General features: G+C 43.8%; 18 protein-coding genes. 15 read left to right on the top strand and 3 right to left on the bottom strand.

Annotation, left to right across the window (positions count from 1 at the left end; translation table 11 throughout):
* Window positions 1–22: 22 nt before the first annotated feature.
* From IEY48_RS02325 to IEY48_RS02370, 10 genes are all read left to right on the top strand, one after another.
* Window positions 23–1,675: an ABC transporter permease gene (locus IEY48_RS02325; RefSeq protein ID WP_188916952.1), complete on the top strand. Its 1,653-nt coding sequence runs from the start codon at window positions 23–25 to the stop codon at window positions 1,673–1,675.
* A gap of 8 nt (window positions 1,676–1,683) precedes the next feature.
* Window positions 1,684–2,349: an ATP-binding cassette domain-containing protein gene (locus tag IEY48_RS02330; RefSeq protein WP_188916849.1), complete on the top strand. Its 666-nt coding sequence runs from the start codon at window positions 1,684–1,686 to the stop codon at window positions 2,347–2,349.
* Between the two features lie 34 nt (window positions 2,350–2,383).
* Window positions 2,384–3,064: a CDP-alcohol phosphatidyltransferase family protein gene (locus IEY48_RS02335; protein ID WP_188916851.1), complete on the top strand. Its 681-nt coding sequence runs from the start codon at window positions 2,384–2,386 to the stop codon at window positions 3,062–3,064.
* Window positions 3,061–3,891, top strand: a complete 831-nt coding sequence (locus IEY48_RS02340) for a sterol desaturase family protein (protein WP_188916854.1) — start codon at window positions 3,061–3,063, stop codon at window positions 3,889–3,891. Before IEY48_RS02335 ends, IEY48_RS02340 begins: the two co-directional genes overlap by 4 nt.
* 362 nt (window positions 3,892–4,253) lie before the next feature.
* Window positions 4,254–5,144 (top strand): methyl-accepting chemotaxis protein, encoded by an 891-nt coding sequence (locus IEY48_RS02345; protein WP_194497702.1) that lies wholly within the window; start codon window positions 4,254–4,256, stop codon window positions 5,142–5,144.
* A gap of 169 nt (window positions 5,145–5,313) precedes the next feature.
* Window positions 5,314–6,006 (top strand): 5'-methylthioadenosine/adenosylhomocysteine nucleosidase, encoded by a 693-nt coding sequence (locus tag IEY48_RS02350; RefSeq protein ID WP_188916855.1) that lies wholly within the window; start codon window positions 5,314–5,316, stop codon window positions 6,004–6,006.
* Window positions 6,007–6,064: 58 nt separating this feature from the next.
* Entirely contained in the window at window positions 6,065–7,066 is a 1,002-nt protein-coding gene (locus IEY48_RS02355) for a cobalamin biosynthesis protein CobD/CbiB (protein WP_188916857.1), read from the top strand.
* 199 nt (window positions 7,067–7,265) lie between these two features.
* Complete coding sequence (locus IEY48_RS02360; RefSeq protein ID WP_188916859.1) at window positions 7,266–7,658, top strand: DUF2721 domain-containing protein; 393 nt, start codon at window positions 7,266–7,268, stop codon at window positions 7,656–7,658.
* Complete coding sequence (locus IEY48_RS02365; protein ID WP_188916861.1) at window positions 7,655–8,281, top strand: trimeric intracellular cation channel family protein; 627 nt, start codon at window positions 7,655–7,657, stop codon at window positions 8,279–8,281. Before IEY48_RS02360 ends, IEY48_RS02365 begins: the two co-directional genes overlap by 4 nt.
* 1 nt (window position 8,282) lies before the next feature.
* Window positions 8,283–8,759 carry a nuclear transport factor 2 family protein gene (locus IEY48_RS02370; protein ID WP_188916863.1) on the top strand — a complete coding sequence of 159 codons (477 nt, stop codon included), beginning with the start codon at window positions 8,283–8,285 and terminating at the stop codon, window positions 8,757–8,759.
* 69 nt (window positions 8,760–8,828) lie between these two features.
* On the opposite strand, the gene tyrS is transcribed toward IEY48_RS02370, so the two are convergent.
* The gene (gene tyrS, locus IEY48_RS02375; protein ID WP_188916865.1) at window positions 8,829–10,025 is read right to left on the bottom strand and encodes a tyrosine--tRNA ligase; all 1,197 of its coding nucleotides are present in this window, start codon (window positions 10,023–10,025) and stop codon (window positions 8,829–8,831) included.
* A 125-nt stretch (window positions 10,026–10,150) separates the two neighbouring features.
* Here tyrS and IEY48_RS02380 point away from each other — a divergent pair, with 125 nt between their 5' ends.
* From IEY48_RS02380 to IEY48_RS02395, 4 genes are all read left to right on the top strand, one after another.
* Window positions 10,151–11,683, top strand: coding sequence for a peptidoglycan DD-metalloendopeptidase family protein (locus IEY48_RS02380; RefSeq protein WP_188916868.1), 1,533 nt, complete (start codon window positions 10,151–10,153; stop codon window positions 11,681–11,683).
* 40 nt (window positions 11,684–11,723) lie between these two features.
* Window positions 11,724–12,839 (top strand): anhydro-N-acetylmuramic acid kinase, encoded by a 1,116-nt coding sequence (locus tag IEY48_RS02385; RefSeq protein WP_188916870.1) that lies wholly within the window; start codon window positions 11,724–11,726, stop codon window positions 12,837–12,839.
* 91 nt (window positions 12,840–12,930) lie between these two features.
* Window positions 12,931–13,317 carry a DUF2750 domain-containing protein gene (locus IEY48_RS02390; protein WP_188916871.1) on the top strand — a complete coding sequence of 129 codons (387 nt, stop codon included), beginning with the start codon at window positions 12,931–12,933 and terminating at the stop codon, window positions 13,315–13,317.
* A 24-nt stretch (window positions 13,318–13,341) separates the two neighbouring features.
* The gene (locus IEY48_RS02395; RefSeq protein WP_188916873.1) at window positions 13,342–13,803 is read left to right on the top strand and encodes a hypothetical protein; all 462 of its coding nucleotides are present in this window, start codon (window positions 13,342–13,344) and stop codon (window positions 13,801–13,803) included.
* 78 nt (window positions 13,804–13,881) lie between these two features.
* On the opposite strand, the gene erpA is transcribed toward IEY48_RS02395, so the two are convergent.
* Together erpA and IEY48_RS02405 are read right to left on the bottom strand one after the other, a co-directional pair.
* Entirely contained in the window at window positions 13,882–14,232 is a 351-nt protein-coding gene (gene erpA / locus IEY48_RS02400) for an iron-sulfur cluster insertion protein ErpA (RefSeq protein ID WP_055024237.1), read from the bottom strand.
* 21 nt (window positions 14,233–14,253) lie between these two features.
* On the bottom strand, window positions 14,254–15,027 hold the full coding sequence (locus IEY48_RS02405; protein ID WP_188916875.1) for a DUF6776 family protein: 774 nt from the start codon (window positions 15,025–15,027) through the stop codon (window positions 14,254–14,256).
* A gap of 51 nt (window positions 15,028–15,078) precedes the next feature.
* Between IEY48_RS02405 and IEY48_RS02410 the strand changes: the two genes are divergently transcribed.
* Window positions 15,079–16,818, top strand: a complete 1,740-nt coding sequence (locus IEY48_RS02410) for a chloride channel protein (RefSeq protein WP_188916877.1) — start codon at window positions 15,079–15,081, stop codon at window positions 16,816–16,818.
* Window positions 16,819–16,915: the final 97 nt, after the last annotated feature.

Genomic DNA, 16,915 nt, shown 5'->3' on the forward strand with positions numbered 1-16,915 from the left:
GGTTCGCAGTAGCCCCTATTTAATGATGGCTTTGTTAGTGCTGCCGGTTATCGGTGGTTTAATTGCAGTGGTGTTACCGGCTTTTGGCTGGTTTCCGGTACTTGGACACACTCAATTTAATGTCAGTGGCTTTGTGGATTTATGGCATACACCCGGCATTGGCTATATGGCACTGCTCAGTGTGTCCACCAGCTTTATCAGTACCTTACTGGCTTTTGTCATTACCATATTGATTTTAGGCAGTTACTTTACTAGCCCTTGGCTGGGTTATATTCAACGCTTGTTAGGGCCAATTTTAGTGATCCCTCATGCCGCTGCGGCGATTGCCATAGGCTTTTTAATTACCCCATCAGGGATGTTTTCACGGATTGTGTCTCCCTGGTTAAGCGGCTGGGATTCACCACCTGATTGGCTTTTTCCGCATGATGCTATGGGGCTAAGTATTATTTTAGGCTTAACCCTCAAAGAGTTGCCTTTTTTATTATTGATGGCACTGGGTGTGCTGGTACAGCCCGAGTTAGGCCATACGTTGCGGGCTCAGCATCGAGTAGCACTAAGCCTGGGCTATTGCCCGATGACCGCTTTTTTCAAAGTGGTCTTGCCCAGCTTATATCCGTTTTTACGTTTGCCGATTTTAGCGGTACTTGCCTATGCCAGTGCCAGTGTCGAAATTCCGTTAATTTTAGGCCCCAATAGTCCGCCAACGCTTGCCGTGGCCATTATGCAATGGTTTCACGATGTCGATTTAAGCTTGCGTATTAAAGCCTCCGCTGGCGCTATAGTACAAATAGCCCTGACGTTACTCTTACTGCTTGGCTGGTGGCTGGCAGAAAAGCTCATCAAAAAACTGTCTCAATCTATGCTGGTTAATGGTAAGCGCGAATATGCCGGCGCCATCATGCAAAACATCACTCACGTAATAACCGTGATGATGTTAACGATTATCGGCTTAGCCTTGCTTGGTATGGTGTTATGGTCTTTCGCCGGCTTTTGGGCTTATCCAGATCTATTGCCTCAAACGTTTGTTGGTCAGCATTGGCAATCGGCGTTGCACCAAATGCACACGCCGCTACTCGATACAGTGTTAATTGGAGTGTGTGCTACGGGATTAGCGATTGTGCTGACCTTACTGACGCTAGAATCTGAGCAACAGACCAGTAAAGCCACCTCAAGATTAACCAGTGTGATCATTTACTTGCCTTTGCTTATTCCCAGCATTGCGTTTTTATTTGGCCTGGTATGGGTATTAGAGCAAGTAAACAGTCACCATACCTTTATTAATGTGGTATTAGCCCATTTACTCTTTGTATTGCCCTATGTATTTTTATCGCTGGCCAGCAGTTACCGGCGTTTAGATCCGCGCTTTAGTTATGTTGCCGCCAGTTTAGGCGCCAGCCAGGCAAAAATATTTTGGCAAATAAAATTACCCATATTGCTAGCACCTATTTTTATAGCTGCGGCGCTAGGCTTAGCCATTAGTTTTAGCCAATATTTACCGACATTATTAGCCGGTGGTGGGCGGATTAATACCATTACCACTGAGGCTGTCACTTTAGCGAATGGCGCCAGCCGACGTACCAGTGCGGTTTATGCATTAGTACAAATGTTGCTCCCAGCATTGGGTTTTCTGCTCGCATGGGCACTGCCTAAAATGCTGTTAACACACCGCGATTAAGGACACATATGCAAACGCACGAGCAAACAACCGCGGCAAGTTCAAACACTTCTTCGTTGGTGATTGAACAGTTAACCCTAAAGCGGCAACAACAGCTGTTGTTATCCTTAAACGAAACCATCGTTGGTGGTAATATTCTGACGATTATGGGGCCATCGGGTAGCGGAAAATCGACGCTGTTAAATTGGCTCACCGGAATGCTGCCAAAGGGGTTTAGTGCCACGGGCAATTTATACCTAAATGGACAGCTCATCACTGACACGGCCAGCCACATGCGTCGAATTGGCTTATTATATCAAGACCCTTTACTGTTCCCGCATCTCACTGTCGCAGGTAATATTAGCTTTGCCATGCCAGCCGGAGCTAAAGCACAACGCCAAGCTGATATTAGCCAGGCATTATCTCAAGTAGGATTAGCCGGTTTAGAGCATCGCAGCCCACAAAGCTTATCGGGTGGGCAACAAGCTAGAGTCGCACTGCTGAGGGTGTTATTAAGTCAGCCCAAAGCCATTTTACTTGATGAGCCTTTTAGTAAGCTTGATAGCCAATTACGCCAAGAAACACGGCAGTTGGTGTTTGAGCAAATTCGTCAGCACAAGCTGCCCGCGATTATGGTCACCCATGATCAAAGCGATGCAGAGGCGGCGCAGGGCAAGATCATTTCGCTGTTTTAGCGTGTGAATAGTGACAATTAATTGGAAACCACAAATGCTAGATAGATTTATAACACCCGTGATCAAGCCAATGCTTAAACCGCTTGTATTGCTGCTGGATAAAAAACAAGTACAACCAGACCAACTGACACTGGTCGGCTTTATCGTGGGTATGATGGCGGTGCCTTTTTTGGCGCTACAGCTATGGTATGCGGCATTATTTTTTATTGTATTAAACCGCGTACTCGACGGCCTAGATGGCGCGCTTGCTCGACATCAAAATCACACAACGGCAGCAGGTGGCTACTTAGATATCTGCCTCGATTTTTTGTTTTACGCTGCTATTCCTTTAGGGTTTGCACTCGCCAATCCCAATGAAAATGCGTTAGCCGCTGCTGTGCTGCTGACGGTGTTTATTGGCACGGGTTCTAGCTTTTTAGCGTTTGCTATTCCTGCTGAAAAAATCAATTTACCGCGGCCTCAATTTGTCCATAAAAGTTTTTACTTCTTAAACGGCCTGACTGAAGGCACTGAAACTATCGCCTTTTTTGTGGCATTTTGTTTGTGGCCAACTTACTTTCCAGAGCTGGCTTATACGTTTGCTTTTTTAGGTACTATTACCATTTTTACCCGTATTCACGGCGGCTATAACACCTTAAAAAATCACCTGGCGGCGCAGTCATCAACAACTGAGACCAACCCAATTAACACAGCAATTGAGGAGCCGAAAACATGATAGATGATATGGCAGCCATTAGATTGGGAGTGTTTTTAACCATTTTGGCGTTAATGATGAGTCTCGAGGTCTTGTTCCCTGCGAGAAAACTCAGCAAAACCCCTCAGTCAGCCTCAATGGCAACACGCTGGGTGGGTAATTTTGGCTTGTTAATTATCTCATCGGTTATCGCAAGATTGATTCAACCAATAGGATTGGCAGGTTTTGCCCTGTATGTCAGCTCGCAACAATGGGGGCTATTACACTATTTAAGCTTGCCAGTTTGGCTGAATATTGCTGTCAGCGTGTTGCTGCTTGATATGTTGATTTATTGGCAGCACAGGTTGTTTCATCGCATTCCATTATTATGGCGTTTGCACAAAGTGCATCATGCCGATCGCCACGTCGACAGCAGTACCGCATTGCGCTTTCACCCTATCGAAATCATTGCCAGCCTAGGCATTAAAGCTGTCGCCATTGTGGTATTGGGTATCCCTGCTGGAGCGGTCATTTTGTTTGAAATATTGCTCAATGGCTTTGCTATTTTTAACCACACCAACATTCGCTTACCCGCAAAAATTGAAAAACTCGCCCGTTTAGTGCTGGTCACTCAGGTATTGCATCGGATACATCACAGCCAACTGATGAGTGAAAGTAACAGCAACTTTGGCTTTAGTATTATTTGGTGGGACAAATTATTTGGCACCTACACCGCACAGGCCAGTAAACCAGATACCCAAATTGATATTGGCTTAACCCAATATCCTAACGCGAAACAAAATGCATGGCTTAGCGGTTTATTGTGGATGCCTTTTAGTAAAAAAAGTAATGCGGCTATAAAAAAATAACGTGCTGTTTTTACACAATAAGTAGAACGCCATTCCCTTTAAGCTTATGTGCTTAAAGTTTATATTCTCTTTATTTGTGATATGTAACGTTTTACGTCCTTGATTAAACCGCTCTTCGTCATCAAAATGTTGATTATCGATGCGCACAAATAGAGATACTATGATCGGTTTTACTCAAGGTTTAAAAACGAAAATTGCCGAATTAGAACTGTTACGGGTAAACAAAGAACAGCAACATGCCGATGAGCTAGCACAATTACAACACAAAATTTCACAATGAGTTAACTCAACAGTTAACTCATTGTGGACAACAGTTTGAATACGATACCAACTGCGCCAATTTACAACTGCAAGGCGCTTCGATGTTAAATGATATTCGTGATAGCACCCTAGCAAACTCGATTAAGTTAGACGAAGAAAAACAAATGCTCGACGAGGTAGATCAGCTCTTTGGTCAAACTCGCGTGGCCATTGGCAACTTAAAGAGTCGTGCAGAAAATTTAAACGAACATGCCGAAAAAAGCTTGACAACGGCAGCCCAGTTGAGCCAATCGGCTAATGGTATTAGCCACCTGGTAGCCTCTATTCAACAGATTTCTGAGCAAACGAACTTACTTGCGCTCAATGCCGCTATTGAAGCAGCCCGAGCAGGTGATGCCGGACGCGGCTTTGCAGTCGTTGCCAGTGAAGTACGTGATTTGGCCAGTAATGCCCATGATGCCAGTGCCAATATTGAAGCATTAGTGACAAAAGTGATTGAACAAGCAGAGCAAATTAAACAGGTCGTTGTTACCAACCAGACTTGCTCAAGCGACATTGCAGTTTCTTCTGAACAAATCGATCAAGTGGTCTCTAATGTGTTGCAAACCTCAACAAAAATGAAACGGGTGATTGGCGAAGCGTCAATGACCGCATTTTTAACCACGGTAAAATTAGACCACAGCGTTTGGAAAAGTCAGGTTTACAGTATCCTTGCCAACAAAGACCATAATACCACGGTGAATAGCCATACAGAGTGTCGTTTAGGCAAATGGTATTATCATGGCGAAGGCCAGCAATTTGCCAGTTTGTCGAGTTTTAAAGCGATTGAGCAACCACATAAAGCTGTACATACCGCTGGAAAAGCGGCAATAGCTGCGATGCAATCGGGTCACGAGGCCGAGATTTTAACTCACCTTGAAACCATGGAAAATGCCAGTATTAGCGTGGTACACGCAATTGATAAATTATTGGCACAAAGCCAGCATCAATAAACACTTTAGCTTTGTCTTCGCTTAAAAATTCGTTAGCCAGTTAACGCCTGGCTAGCAGATTGTGTCACACCACACTCATCACTAAAATCACACCTGAGTTTTCACAAAATCGCCCGCCCATGGTATATTAGCGCCCATTCGAATTTGTTTAATCAGTTAAGGTTTATCCATGAAAATCGGTATTATTGGCGCTATGGAGCCAGAAGTTGTTCATTTAGTACAAGCCATTGTTGAGCCTGTGCATACTACTATCGCAGGCATCGAATTTATTAGCGGTAATATCGGCGATAACGAAGTGGTTGTTACCCGCTCGGGCATTGGTAAAGTTGCAGCCAGTATTGCCACAACGTTACTGATTGAAAAGTTTGCGGTATCACATGTGATAAATACCGGTTCTGCTGGTGGTTTTGTTGATTCATTGGCTATTGGCGACATTGTTATTTCATCTGAAGTGCGTCACCACGATGTCGATGTCACCGCTTTTGGTTACGAGATTGGCCAGATGGCACAACAACCAGCCGCGTTTTTACCTGACGACACATTAGTGATTGCAGCTAAAAAAGCAGTGGCCGAACTCGGTGAAGTAAAAGCCATTGAAGGGTTAATATGTACTGGCGACAGCTTTATTTGTGACCCTGTACGCACTAAAGTTATGCGCGAAAACTTCCCAACCATGGCCGCATGCGAAATGGAAGGCGCTGCCATTGCTCAGGTTTGTCATCAGTTTAACGTGCCATTTGTGGTCATTCGTTCGTTATCAGACAATGCAAATAATGACTCGCCAGTTGATTTCGACTCGTACATCATTAAAGCGGGCATGCATTCAGCCATGATGGTTATTGCACTGTTACAACAGCTGTAGACTTTAACGCTAGAGCGAAAAATCCCGTTAGCTTAAGTAACCCAACTATTGAGTCTCTATGATTAATCAATTATTCGATCCGCAATTGTTGAGCCAGGACAGTGGGTTACTGCAAAGCTGTTGTATTTTATTTTGCGCGTTAATATTGGCTCGTTTTGTTCCTATACCACGCGATCTGCAACCATTACTTTGGTTTAATCGCATCGCGGTGTTACTCGCCACCAAGGTTAACCATCCTGAACGCGCAGTGAGCCAACAGCTAACAGCTGGCATTTTAGCAACGCTGATTTTAGTGGTTCCCTGTGGGATTATTGTCAGTTTTTTACTGAGTCTTGCCGCATACCCATGGTTTTTTGAGCTGATTATTTTATATTTTTGTTTGTGTGATTCCGCCTTTAAACCCGTGGCTGAAAATATTGTCGATGCCATTAAAACAAACAATAAACAAGATGCTAAGCAGTTACTGGCCCCCTGGACCAGCCAAAACACTAATGTGCTCTCTGAGGTCGGATTGAGTAAAGCCACCATCGAAAAACTGTTTACCACCCCAATATATGGCACCTTAGCCACTATTTTGTTTTTTGCCCTTGGCGGCGCTGTGATGACATTAGTCGTGAGAATGCTCAGACAACTTGAACACAGCTGGCCACCTTATCATCCTCATTTTCACGTGTTTGCGAGTTTTATCGGCCAATTCAATCGAGTGATCTTTTTTATCCCGACCTTGCTATGGCATTGTTCGTTGGCGATTCAATTTGGTCAGCTCGGTCTCAAATCGATTTGGAGCTCAATCGCACCACCAGCCTGCCAACAACTTAACAATCATTATGGTAGTTATGCGTTAGCGGCTAATTTATTGAAAATAGAATTAGGTGGACCACAACAATTTATTGAAAACGGCATAAGTACCCGGGTGGATTTAGCCAAAGTAAAAGCTGGCCCACTGCCAGATCATCGCCACATAAGCCAAGCCATAACCATCACGCAAACCGCTAACCTGTTTTGGATAAGCTTAACCTTGCTACTGCCGTTAATTTGGGCTGGATTAAGATTTCTCTAAAACATGTAAATCCTGTTTTAAACACGTTATTATTTAGCGATAATACGCCCGATTTGCGGGTAAAGACTCGTTCCGATGTACCGTCATAATCCTTTGTTAACATAAAATATCTGGTTTAAGGCTTACATTGCTAAACCGTAAACCCTCTTTAGCCACCGATTGTTGATTATTACCAGCGCGAAACCTGCTTAGGAATACCATGTTACTCAATAACTTACATGTCTCATTAACCACTCCGGCACTATTGTTTCCGGCTATTTCTTTATTATTGCTGGCTTACACTAACCGTTTTTTCTCTCTTGCAGCACTCATTCGTAACCTCAGCAGTAATGACAAACCGGTACAAGATGAACAAATTAAAAACTTGCGCCAACGGATTATTATCATTCGCAAAATGCAAGAAGCGGGTGTCAGCAGTTTTGCCATGTGTGTGTTTTGTATGATTTTGATTTACACCGGTTTTAACCAAACTGGTTCAATTGTGTTTGGCCTTAGCTTACTGTTATTACTGTACTCATTGATTTTATCGGTGATTGAAATTCGCATCTCAGTTGATGCGCTCAACATTCACCTCAAAGAGTTAAGTAAATGAGTCAATGGATCTACATTTTCGATTTATGTGGTACCGCAGTGTTTGCCCTTTCTGGCGCACTTGCCGCGGGGAAACATCGCATGGATCCGTTTGGAGTCATTGTACTGGCCTCAGTTACCGCCATTGGCGGAGGCAGTATTCGTGATGCATTAATCGGCGCAACACCGGTATTTTGGATCCGCGACCCTAATTACATCATCGTTATTTTAGCAACGGTATTAGCGTGTTTAGTCTTGGTGCGTAAACCCCATAAGTTACCCGCAATCACATTACCCGTGGCTGATGCTCTGGGATTAGCCTTGTTTACCGTTATTGGCGCCGAAAAAGCGTTGTTAATGGGATTATCAGGCATGATAGCCGTGGTTATGGGGTTAATTACCGGTGTCGGTGGTGGGATTATTCGTGATTTACTGTGTCGCCAGGTTCCTATGGTATTACGAACAGAAATTTACGCTACTGCTTCCATCGTTGGTGGGATCTGTTATACCTTAAGCTTAGTTGTCGGAATGGACACCATTACATCGATGTTTATTGCGATGATAAGCACGTTAATCATCCGCTTAAGCGCTATCCGCTGGCATTTATCATTACCGGCTTTTGACTTAAAAACAAAGAGAATTTAATGTGCGAATAATCTTGTTACTGTGTTGTTTAGTATTTAGTTTTTCAGCCCATGCCAATATAGGCGACATGCCAAAAGAGCAGCAATTGGCCATGAAGTACATGGAAGCATTAACTGATCACGACTATTCTGCGCTGCGACGTTTTTATTCTCGCGAAACCGTTTTTTACGACAAAACTGCCAATACCACTTATACCGGCGGTCGCCAAATTATTGGTTTTTTACAACGGGCTCATGAGGGCGTACTCGAATACCGCTTAAACATAGAACATATGTTTAATACCGGCTCGTTAGTCGTGATTATTGGCAGCTACCGTTTACGAGGCCCTGGCGACCAGTACGGAAAACCCGGCAAAGTCATTGACCTTGCGGTTCCGGGAGTGACCACGCTAAAATTTGATAATAATACTCAACGTTTAGTTGAACAAATGGATCTGATGGATTACCAAACCATGTCAGACCAACTTGAGTCGCAGTAGATAATAGGTATAAACTTCAGGCATAAAAAAACGGCTTATAAAGCCGTTTTTATGGGTGACTAACAAGAGTTACTTCAAAATCACTTTAGCAAACTTACGCTTGCCTACCTGGAATACTGCATCTAGGCCAGCATTAAAGCTTTGACGGCTGTCTTCCACTTTTTCGCCATCCATCTTCACTGCGCCTTGCTTAATCATCCGCATACCGTCAGATGTTGAGCCCACAAGGCCTGCATTTTTAAGTAAGTTAGCAATCGCTAAGCCATCGCCTGCTTCTAATACCACTTCTTCAATATCATCTGGGATAGCACCTTTTTGGAAACGATCAATAAAGGCTTGATGAGCGGCTTGTGCTTGTGTTTCATCGTGGAAGCGCGCAATGATTTCTTTGGCTAATAAAATCTTAATGTCGCGTGGGTTCGTGCCATTTTCAACGTCTAACTTAAACTGGGCAAGCTCTTCAAGTGGACGGAACGACAATAGCTCAAGGTAGCGCCACATGAGGTCATCTGAAATCGACATGATTTTGCCAAACATTTCGTTAGCAGGCTCACTCACGCCAATATAGTTGTGCGCCGACTTAGACATTTTCTTAACGCCGTCTAACCCTTCAAGCAATGGCATCATAATCACGGTTTGTGGCTTTTGCCCTTCTGCCTTTTGCAGCTCACGCCCCATCAATAAATTGAATTTTTGGTCTGTACCGCCTAATTCAACGTCTGCTTCTAACGCAACTGAATCATAACCTTGCAACAATGGATACATAAACTCGTGGATCGCAATCGCTTGGCCTGATGCATAACGCTTTTTAAAGTCGTCACGTTCCATCATACGGGCAACGGTTTGTTGTGATGCTAAACGGATCATCCCAGCGGCGCCTAATGGCTCTAACCAGCTAGAATTAAATTCGATACGAGTTTTAGCCGGGTCTAAAATTTTATAAACCTGCTCTTTGTAGGTTTCGGCGTTAGCAAGCACTTGTTCACGAGTTAATGGAGGACGAGTACTGTTTTTACCACTTGGATCGCCTACCATACCGGTAAAGTCACCAATCAAGAAAATCACTTCATGACCTAACTCTTGAAAGGTACGCATTTTGTTTAAAATAACGGTATGGCCTAAATGAATATCTGGAGCGGTAGGATCTGCACCTAATTTGATGCGTAATGGACGCCCTTCTTTGAGCTTCTCAAGCAAATCCGCTTCAAGTAATATCTCGTCGGTACCACGCTTAATTTCTGCCAATACTTGATCTAAATTCGCCATCGCTACTGCAACTCCTAGGGCTTGCACAAAAAATAAAGAGGCCTATGTTACTTGTTAGCCACGGCAAATGAAAGAGTGTACACTTAGCATATAATAACGCGAGAGAGAAATTGGTACCTGAGTCAATGGCAAAGCTTCTTACATTATTCACATTGTTGCCAAAAGCACATCAAATCACACTGTCTTTATTAGTGATGTTGACCGCGATTATTCTGATGTTTCCATCGGAAGACGCGCAAGCCTCTAAACAAACCGGTTTAGTCGATAAATCCAACGCTCAAAAGACCATCGAAACCAACACGCGTTATGCCGTGCCATTGGCTTTTAGAACGCCATCAGCCCCAGGCGCAGATAACAGCACTGAAGCGCCCGCTGACAATATTTTTGATGACTCGACTCAATCGCTGCAAACTGGCTCAAATGACAACAGTCAGGCCACTGCTGACGATGAAGCATTCGCCAAACATTTAGCCTCGTTACAAACTCGCCCTAACGGTGTAGATGGCGTTATTAGTGAACTTGACGAGCAAATCGCTCAACAAAAAGCTCAGCTAAAACAGCAAGCAGGCAACGATGATTATACTATTGAGTATTATGAGGTCGTAAAAGGCGACACCTTAGGTGGGCTTTTTAGTCGTGCTGGGTTAAGCGCTAAAGATGTGTATGACATCACCCAACTCCCTTTAGCGAAAAAGAACTTACTTAAAATTATGCCAGGCGAAGAAATTGCCATCAGCAAAAATGATTTAGGTGAGTTAAAAGAGCTGAGCTATCGCATGGACAAGGTATCAACCTTGGTGATTAGCCATAATAACAATAACTATAAAGAAGTGGTTAATACCAAAAAAGTTGAAAGCCGCACCTCATTTATTACCGCCACCATTAAAAGCAACTTTTGGAACGCCGCGGCAGACGCAGGTTTGTCGGGGAATCATATTATGGAACTGGCCAATATTTTTGGCTGGGACGTCGACTTTGCCCTAGATATCCGCAAAGGTGATAATTTCTCATTACTGTTTGATCAAGAATACGCCGACGGCCAGTTTTTACGTAACGGCAAAATTTTAGCTGCCGAGTTTATTAACCAGGGTGAGCGCTATACTGCGGTACGTTATACCGATGGCGAATATTACTCTGAAAACGGTGACAGTATGCGTAAGGCTTTTTTACGCTCACCGGTCGATTTTAAATATGTTAGCTCTAACTTTAATCCACGCCGCTTACACCCTGTAACCGGTCAAGTTAAAGCCCACCGAGGCGTAGATTATGTTGCCGCTATCGGCACGCCAATTAAAGCTGCCGGCAAAGGGAGAGTCATTGAGTCAAGTTACAATCAATACAATGGTAACTATGTATTCATTAAACACAATGATACCTACACTACTAAATATTTGCACTTAACTAAGCGTAAAGTAAAACGTGGCGACAGCGTAAAACAAGGCCAAATTATTGGTACCTTAGGCAAAACAGGCCGCGTTACCGGTGCTCATTTACATTATGAATTTATCGTTAATGGGGTTCATCGCAACCCTCGCACCATAGACCTGCCTAAATCAATGCCAATTAACCGTAATGAGAAAGGCAAATTTACGACGTTAAGCAAACAGTTAATGGCACAATTAAAATCAAATCAACAGCAGCAATTAGCAAGCAATTAGTTCGCTTGCCAGCTCGCGACTTCAGAACAGAGAGCATTTCATGTCTAAGCCAGAATATTTTATCGGCCTGATGTCGGGCACCAGTATGGACGGTGTCGATGCCGTGTTAGTTGATTTTACAGCTGAGCAGCCTAAATTGATTGCCGGCCATACCGAAGCCATTCCGAGCCATTTGTTAAAAGGTTTACAGCGATTATGTCAAGCCGCAACCGATGATGAAATAAACCGCTTAGGTCGCCTTGACCGCAGTGTCGGAAAATTATTTGCCCAAGCCGTGAATAATTTACTCGCAAAAACGGATGTCAGCGCAGAACAAATCATTGCCATAGGCTCTCACGGCCAAACTGTGCGCCACATGCCTAATTTAGAAATCGGCTTTACCCTGCAAATTGGTGACCCCAATACCATCGCTGTTGAAACCAACATCGATGTCATTGCCGACTTTAGACGTAAAGATGTTGCCCTCGGTGGCCAAGGCGCGCCATTAGTACCAGCGTTTCATCAGCAAGTATTTGCCAAGCCGGGACAGACCCGAGTGATTTTAAACATTGGCGGAATTGCTAATATTACCTATTTACCGGGCAACAGTGATGATGTGCTTGGCTTTGATACCGGCCCAGGCAATACCTTAATTGATTATTTTGTCAATCAAAGTCTTGGGCAACCCTTTGACGAAGACGGCGCATGGGCTGCATCAGGTAAAACCAATCCAGCGTTTCTTGAACAGCTATTGTCCCATTCTTATTTTGCCCTAGCCGCCCCTAAAAGTACTGGCAGAGAGCTGTTTAACCAGGCATGGCTTGAACAACAACTTGCCGACTATAGCCACCTAGATCAGGAAGACATTCAGTCGACGTTACTCGACCTAACCTGCCATAGCATTGCCAACGACATCAATAAATTGTCGGACACTGGCGAGTTGTTTATTTGCGGTGGTGGCGCACTAAATAGCGAATTAGTCCGTCGTTTGACGCCATTAGTCGCGGGTTACAAGGTCGATACCACTGGAAGACTGGGTGTTGATGCTAAATGGGTAGAAGGCATCGCCTTTGCTTGGTTGGCAATGCGTCATCATCATGACCTGCCAGCTAACTTACCCGCGGTAACGGGGGCATCGCGCCAAGCTGTATTAGGTGGACGTTTTAAAGCAAGATAACTTTTTCAAAGCGGGCCTCAATGTTATGATGACCGCAAATTTGCGCAGCTCTTTGGGTTGGCAAAGCCTTTACTAAATAATGAGAGTCAATATGAGCAACAAAGCCAAAAGTGTATCAGAACTAATGAATCTAACTCCTGAAGGTCGTTACGATTACATGGTTGAGCAAATTAAAGCCGAAAAAACCATTTGGACCCTGCAAGATCAAGATGGCTGCGTCATGTTGACCACCGAAGATGAAGATTGCATTCCGATGTGGCCATCAGAAGAAACCGCTGCACTTTGGGCTGTTGATGAATGGAAAGAGTGCGAGCCATTGGCCATTCCGTTATCTGAATTTCAAGAGCGCTGGGTTAGCGGCATGGAAGATGACGACTTGTTTATTGCGGTTTTCCCTGTGCAAGAAGATTTAGGCGTCGTTGTACCGCCTTATGAAGTGAATGAGCGCTTAACACCAAAGTCACAAGCTAAACATTAATGTGTACCCAATGAGTACACAATAATGACTCAAGAAATACCACAACCAGACAATGCGCCAGATGCCGTAAAACCTCATTTGCCTAAGCGGTTGATTGCGTTAATGCTGGTTTATGTCATTGCCTCTGTGACGGGCTTAATGTTAGCTCAATCAATGGCTGAACTCAGTGCAATGCTATGCATATTAACGCTGATGTTAGTGCTAGGTATTGTGGGTAGACAAAAAGCGGCGCTTTATTTATTACGCACTTTTAGTCTGCTGCAATTGGTGCTATACAGCATGATGCCAATCATCATGTATGACCCAGAAAACCTAGATAGCGGCCCTACCACTATGGACTTTGGTTTGTTTCAAAGCGTGGTGCCCGAGTGGCTTATCTATAGTGTTTTTATCGCTTTGGGCATGCTGCAAGTGTGGATAAGCTTTAATGGCAAGGTTAAAGCCTGGTTTAAGCCGCGAGTTAACTTCAATATTATTGCCAGTTAACATTTAAGCGCTGAGGTTAAATAGGTACAAAAAAGCCGTCGCTAGACGGCTTTTTTATTGGCTCGTTATAAAAAACAATTACACCGAGAAACTTGCTCCACAACCACAGGTTGTTGTTGCATTAGGGTTTTTAACAAAAAAACGAGAACCCTCAAGGCCAGAAGTATAATCCACTTCGCCACCTACTAGGTATTGCAGGCTCATAGGATCAACCACAAGCTGTACGCCTTGTTTTTCAATAGTGAAGTCACCTTCGTTGACTTTTTCATCGAACGTAAAGCCATACTGAAACCCAGAGCAACCGCCGCCAGTAACATATACTCGCAGTTTTAATTCAGGATTCTGTTCTTCTTCTAACAGCCCTTTTACCTTAGTCGCTGCAGCATCGGTAAATTGGATCGGCATTGCTGCATCAGTTTGTTCAGTCATTACTACCTCTTACTTCGGTTTCTACTGAGAATTATCCTTTACCTGACTATTTTGTTCAAGTATTACCCGCAGTTCTTTTTCGCCCATTAATAGCTCAGGTACATTATACACTTGTTCGATCTCGCCGCCCTTTACTCCACGACTGGCTTTCACCTTCACCTTAACGGCAATTCTTTGCAAGCTAAACCCGTCAGGCAGAACAATATCACTGTCCATGATTTGAAAATAACTAAATTCAAAGTCTAACTTTTTGTTAAGTAATTTATCTAATGACAACTCTTTTGTTTGACCATTTTGCACTCCAATTAACATCACTTCGGCTTGCGCTTTGACTTTTGCTTTGCGTTTTTGTAACTGGGTTAACACTATGCGCAGCGTAAACTGCTCTGCAGTCATCCCTTGTGATAATTCAACAGCGTTAATCGCCACACCTTCAACGTCGGCATCGGTCACCATGACACTGCGATAAAATGCCAGTTCTTTTTCCAGTGCTTTTTGGTCTATTAGTTGGCGGCTAAACATGTCCTGCATTTCTTTGTTGGCATTTTCTGCAATACTTAATGCCAAATTACGGCTGGCCAACACTTGTGCTTGTTCATCAAGTTGCTGTAATAATTTACGCTTGCCACTGGCACTATTGGTGGTGGTTTCTGGCGCAAACGATAACCACAAATTATAACTTAACGCGCCTAACAAAAAAGAGACTAACATTAAGCTAATTAAGTATTTGCTCGACGTCCGGTTTTTATGCTGTAAAACTTGCAGTCTGTCTAACCAACGGTGATAATTTAACATTAGGTAACAACCCTTTAAAAATACAAATGCCAATGAGCCTAGAGCCAAACAGTGCAATTTAAAATAAACAAAGTCGCTATTATTCACGCCAAAAGAGCTGCGCGCAAATATCTGCATAACGAATTTAGAGATAAATTATCTCAAGCCAAAATTAGTGTGCAACTTTGTGCGCTGGCGCTGCTGTTTGCAATCATTGCCTCTTTGGTCATTATTGCATTTCGACTGATTTTATTATGGGCCGAACAATATCTGCTTTCTGACACTAATACCATTAGTTCTACATTAACCGACTGGCGAAGTTACCTGCCTTTAATTGGCGCGGCCTTGATTTGGTTATTATCGTTACTCGGTTCAAAACGTTATCGCCGTATGGGCATAGCCTATGTACTACACCGCTTTAAACTACATTACGGTAAAGTACCTCTACAATCAGCTCCAGGGCAATTCTCACAAGCATTAATCGCCTTAATGACTAACTTTTCGGTCGGTAAAGAAGGCCCCGCCATTCATCTAGGGGCCGTTAGCGCCAGCGTAATGGCAGAAAAATTCAGCCTACCAGACAACAGCGTACGTATTATGTGCGCTAGCGGAATAGCCGCAGGAATAGCCGCCATCTTTAACGCGCCACTTGCTGCGGTACTGTTCGTGTTTGAAGTGATCGTTCGCGAATATAAAATCCATTATTTCTTCCCCATTATGTTGTCGGCCATTTGTGGCGCCGTGTCGAGCCAGTTAGTGTTTGGTAACATTCACGAATACGAACTTATCAATGTTATCCGTATCCCACTCGACCATTACCCTATTTTGCTTATTGGCGGTGTGGTACTGGGTTGCGTCGCTGCATTATTTAATTTTTCGCTGTTAAATGTCACCGCTAAAGGGCAAAACTGGCCGTTAATTTACCGCTTATTGATTGCTGCAGTGATTACCACTTCGATTGGCCTGGTGATGCCGCAAGCTTTAGGCTCGGGTGACTTTGCGATTCACGAAGCCATTAGCGAGCACCCAAGTTTGCTGTTTCTAATCGGATTATTGCTCGCAAAAATGCTTGCAACAATTGCCGCTATTGGTTTTGGTATACCGGGCGGACTCATTGGCCCCTTGTACGGAATTGGGGCTTTGGTCGGCGCCATTTTGGCTATCATCAGCAGTTTACTGTTTCCATCAATTGCCCCATATGTTGGTTTGTATACGGTTATCGGCATGACAGCCATGATGGGGGTGTGTTTAAGTGCCCCCTTAGCGGCCTTAGTGGCACTGCTAGAGTTAACCAATGATGCGTCGATTATTTTACCGGCAATGTTTGTGACCATTCCGGCCTATTTGATTGCATACCAGGGCTTTAACACCAATTCTATCTTCTTAAAGCAATTAGATATTATGGGCTTAGGCTATAAAGTTGCCCCATTAAACCAGGGCTTACAAAATAAAGGCGTTAGGGTGTTAATGGACCGGCGCTTTGTGATTGTAAACGATGACGATGAACTGCTGCTTGAAGTACTAAAGCGGGCTGAGGGCCGGCCGGTTTTAGTGCGGAATAGTGAAGGCCAAATAGAAATGTTAAGCCTTGAGATGCAGTCATTTGAAGACTCAACCACCTTGTCACGTCACCCAATGCCTGGACTACCGGACAGCGCTACATTAAACGAAGCCTATGAAGCGCTGGTCGCTAAACGCTCAGGTGAAGTGTATATTTATCGATTAAGTCCCAATAGCCCTAACCATCAAAAAGTCGTTGGGGTGATAAGCTGGGCTAACTTATTACAAGAGATCCGCTCAGGACAAATTTAATCATTTTATTGATGAGAGACCAATAATTTACCCCTTGATGATGGAGACATTACTCTCACTAGGTTGTTCTATTTCAAAGCAAGTGAATCTTGTAGGG

Source organism: Shewanella saliphila (genome assembly GCF_014648295.1).
Lineage (GTDB): Bacteria > Pseudomonadota > Gammaproteobacteria > Enterobacterales > Shewanellaceae > Shewanella > Shewanella saliphila.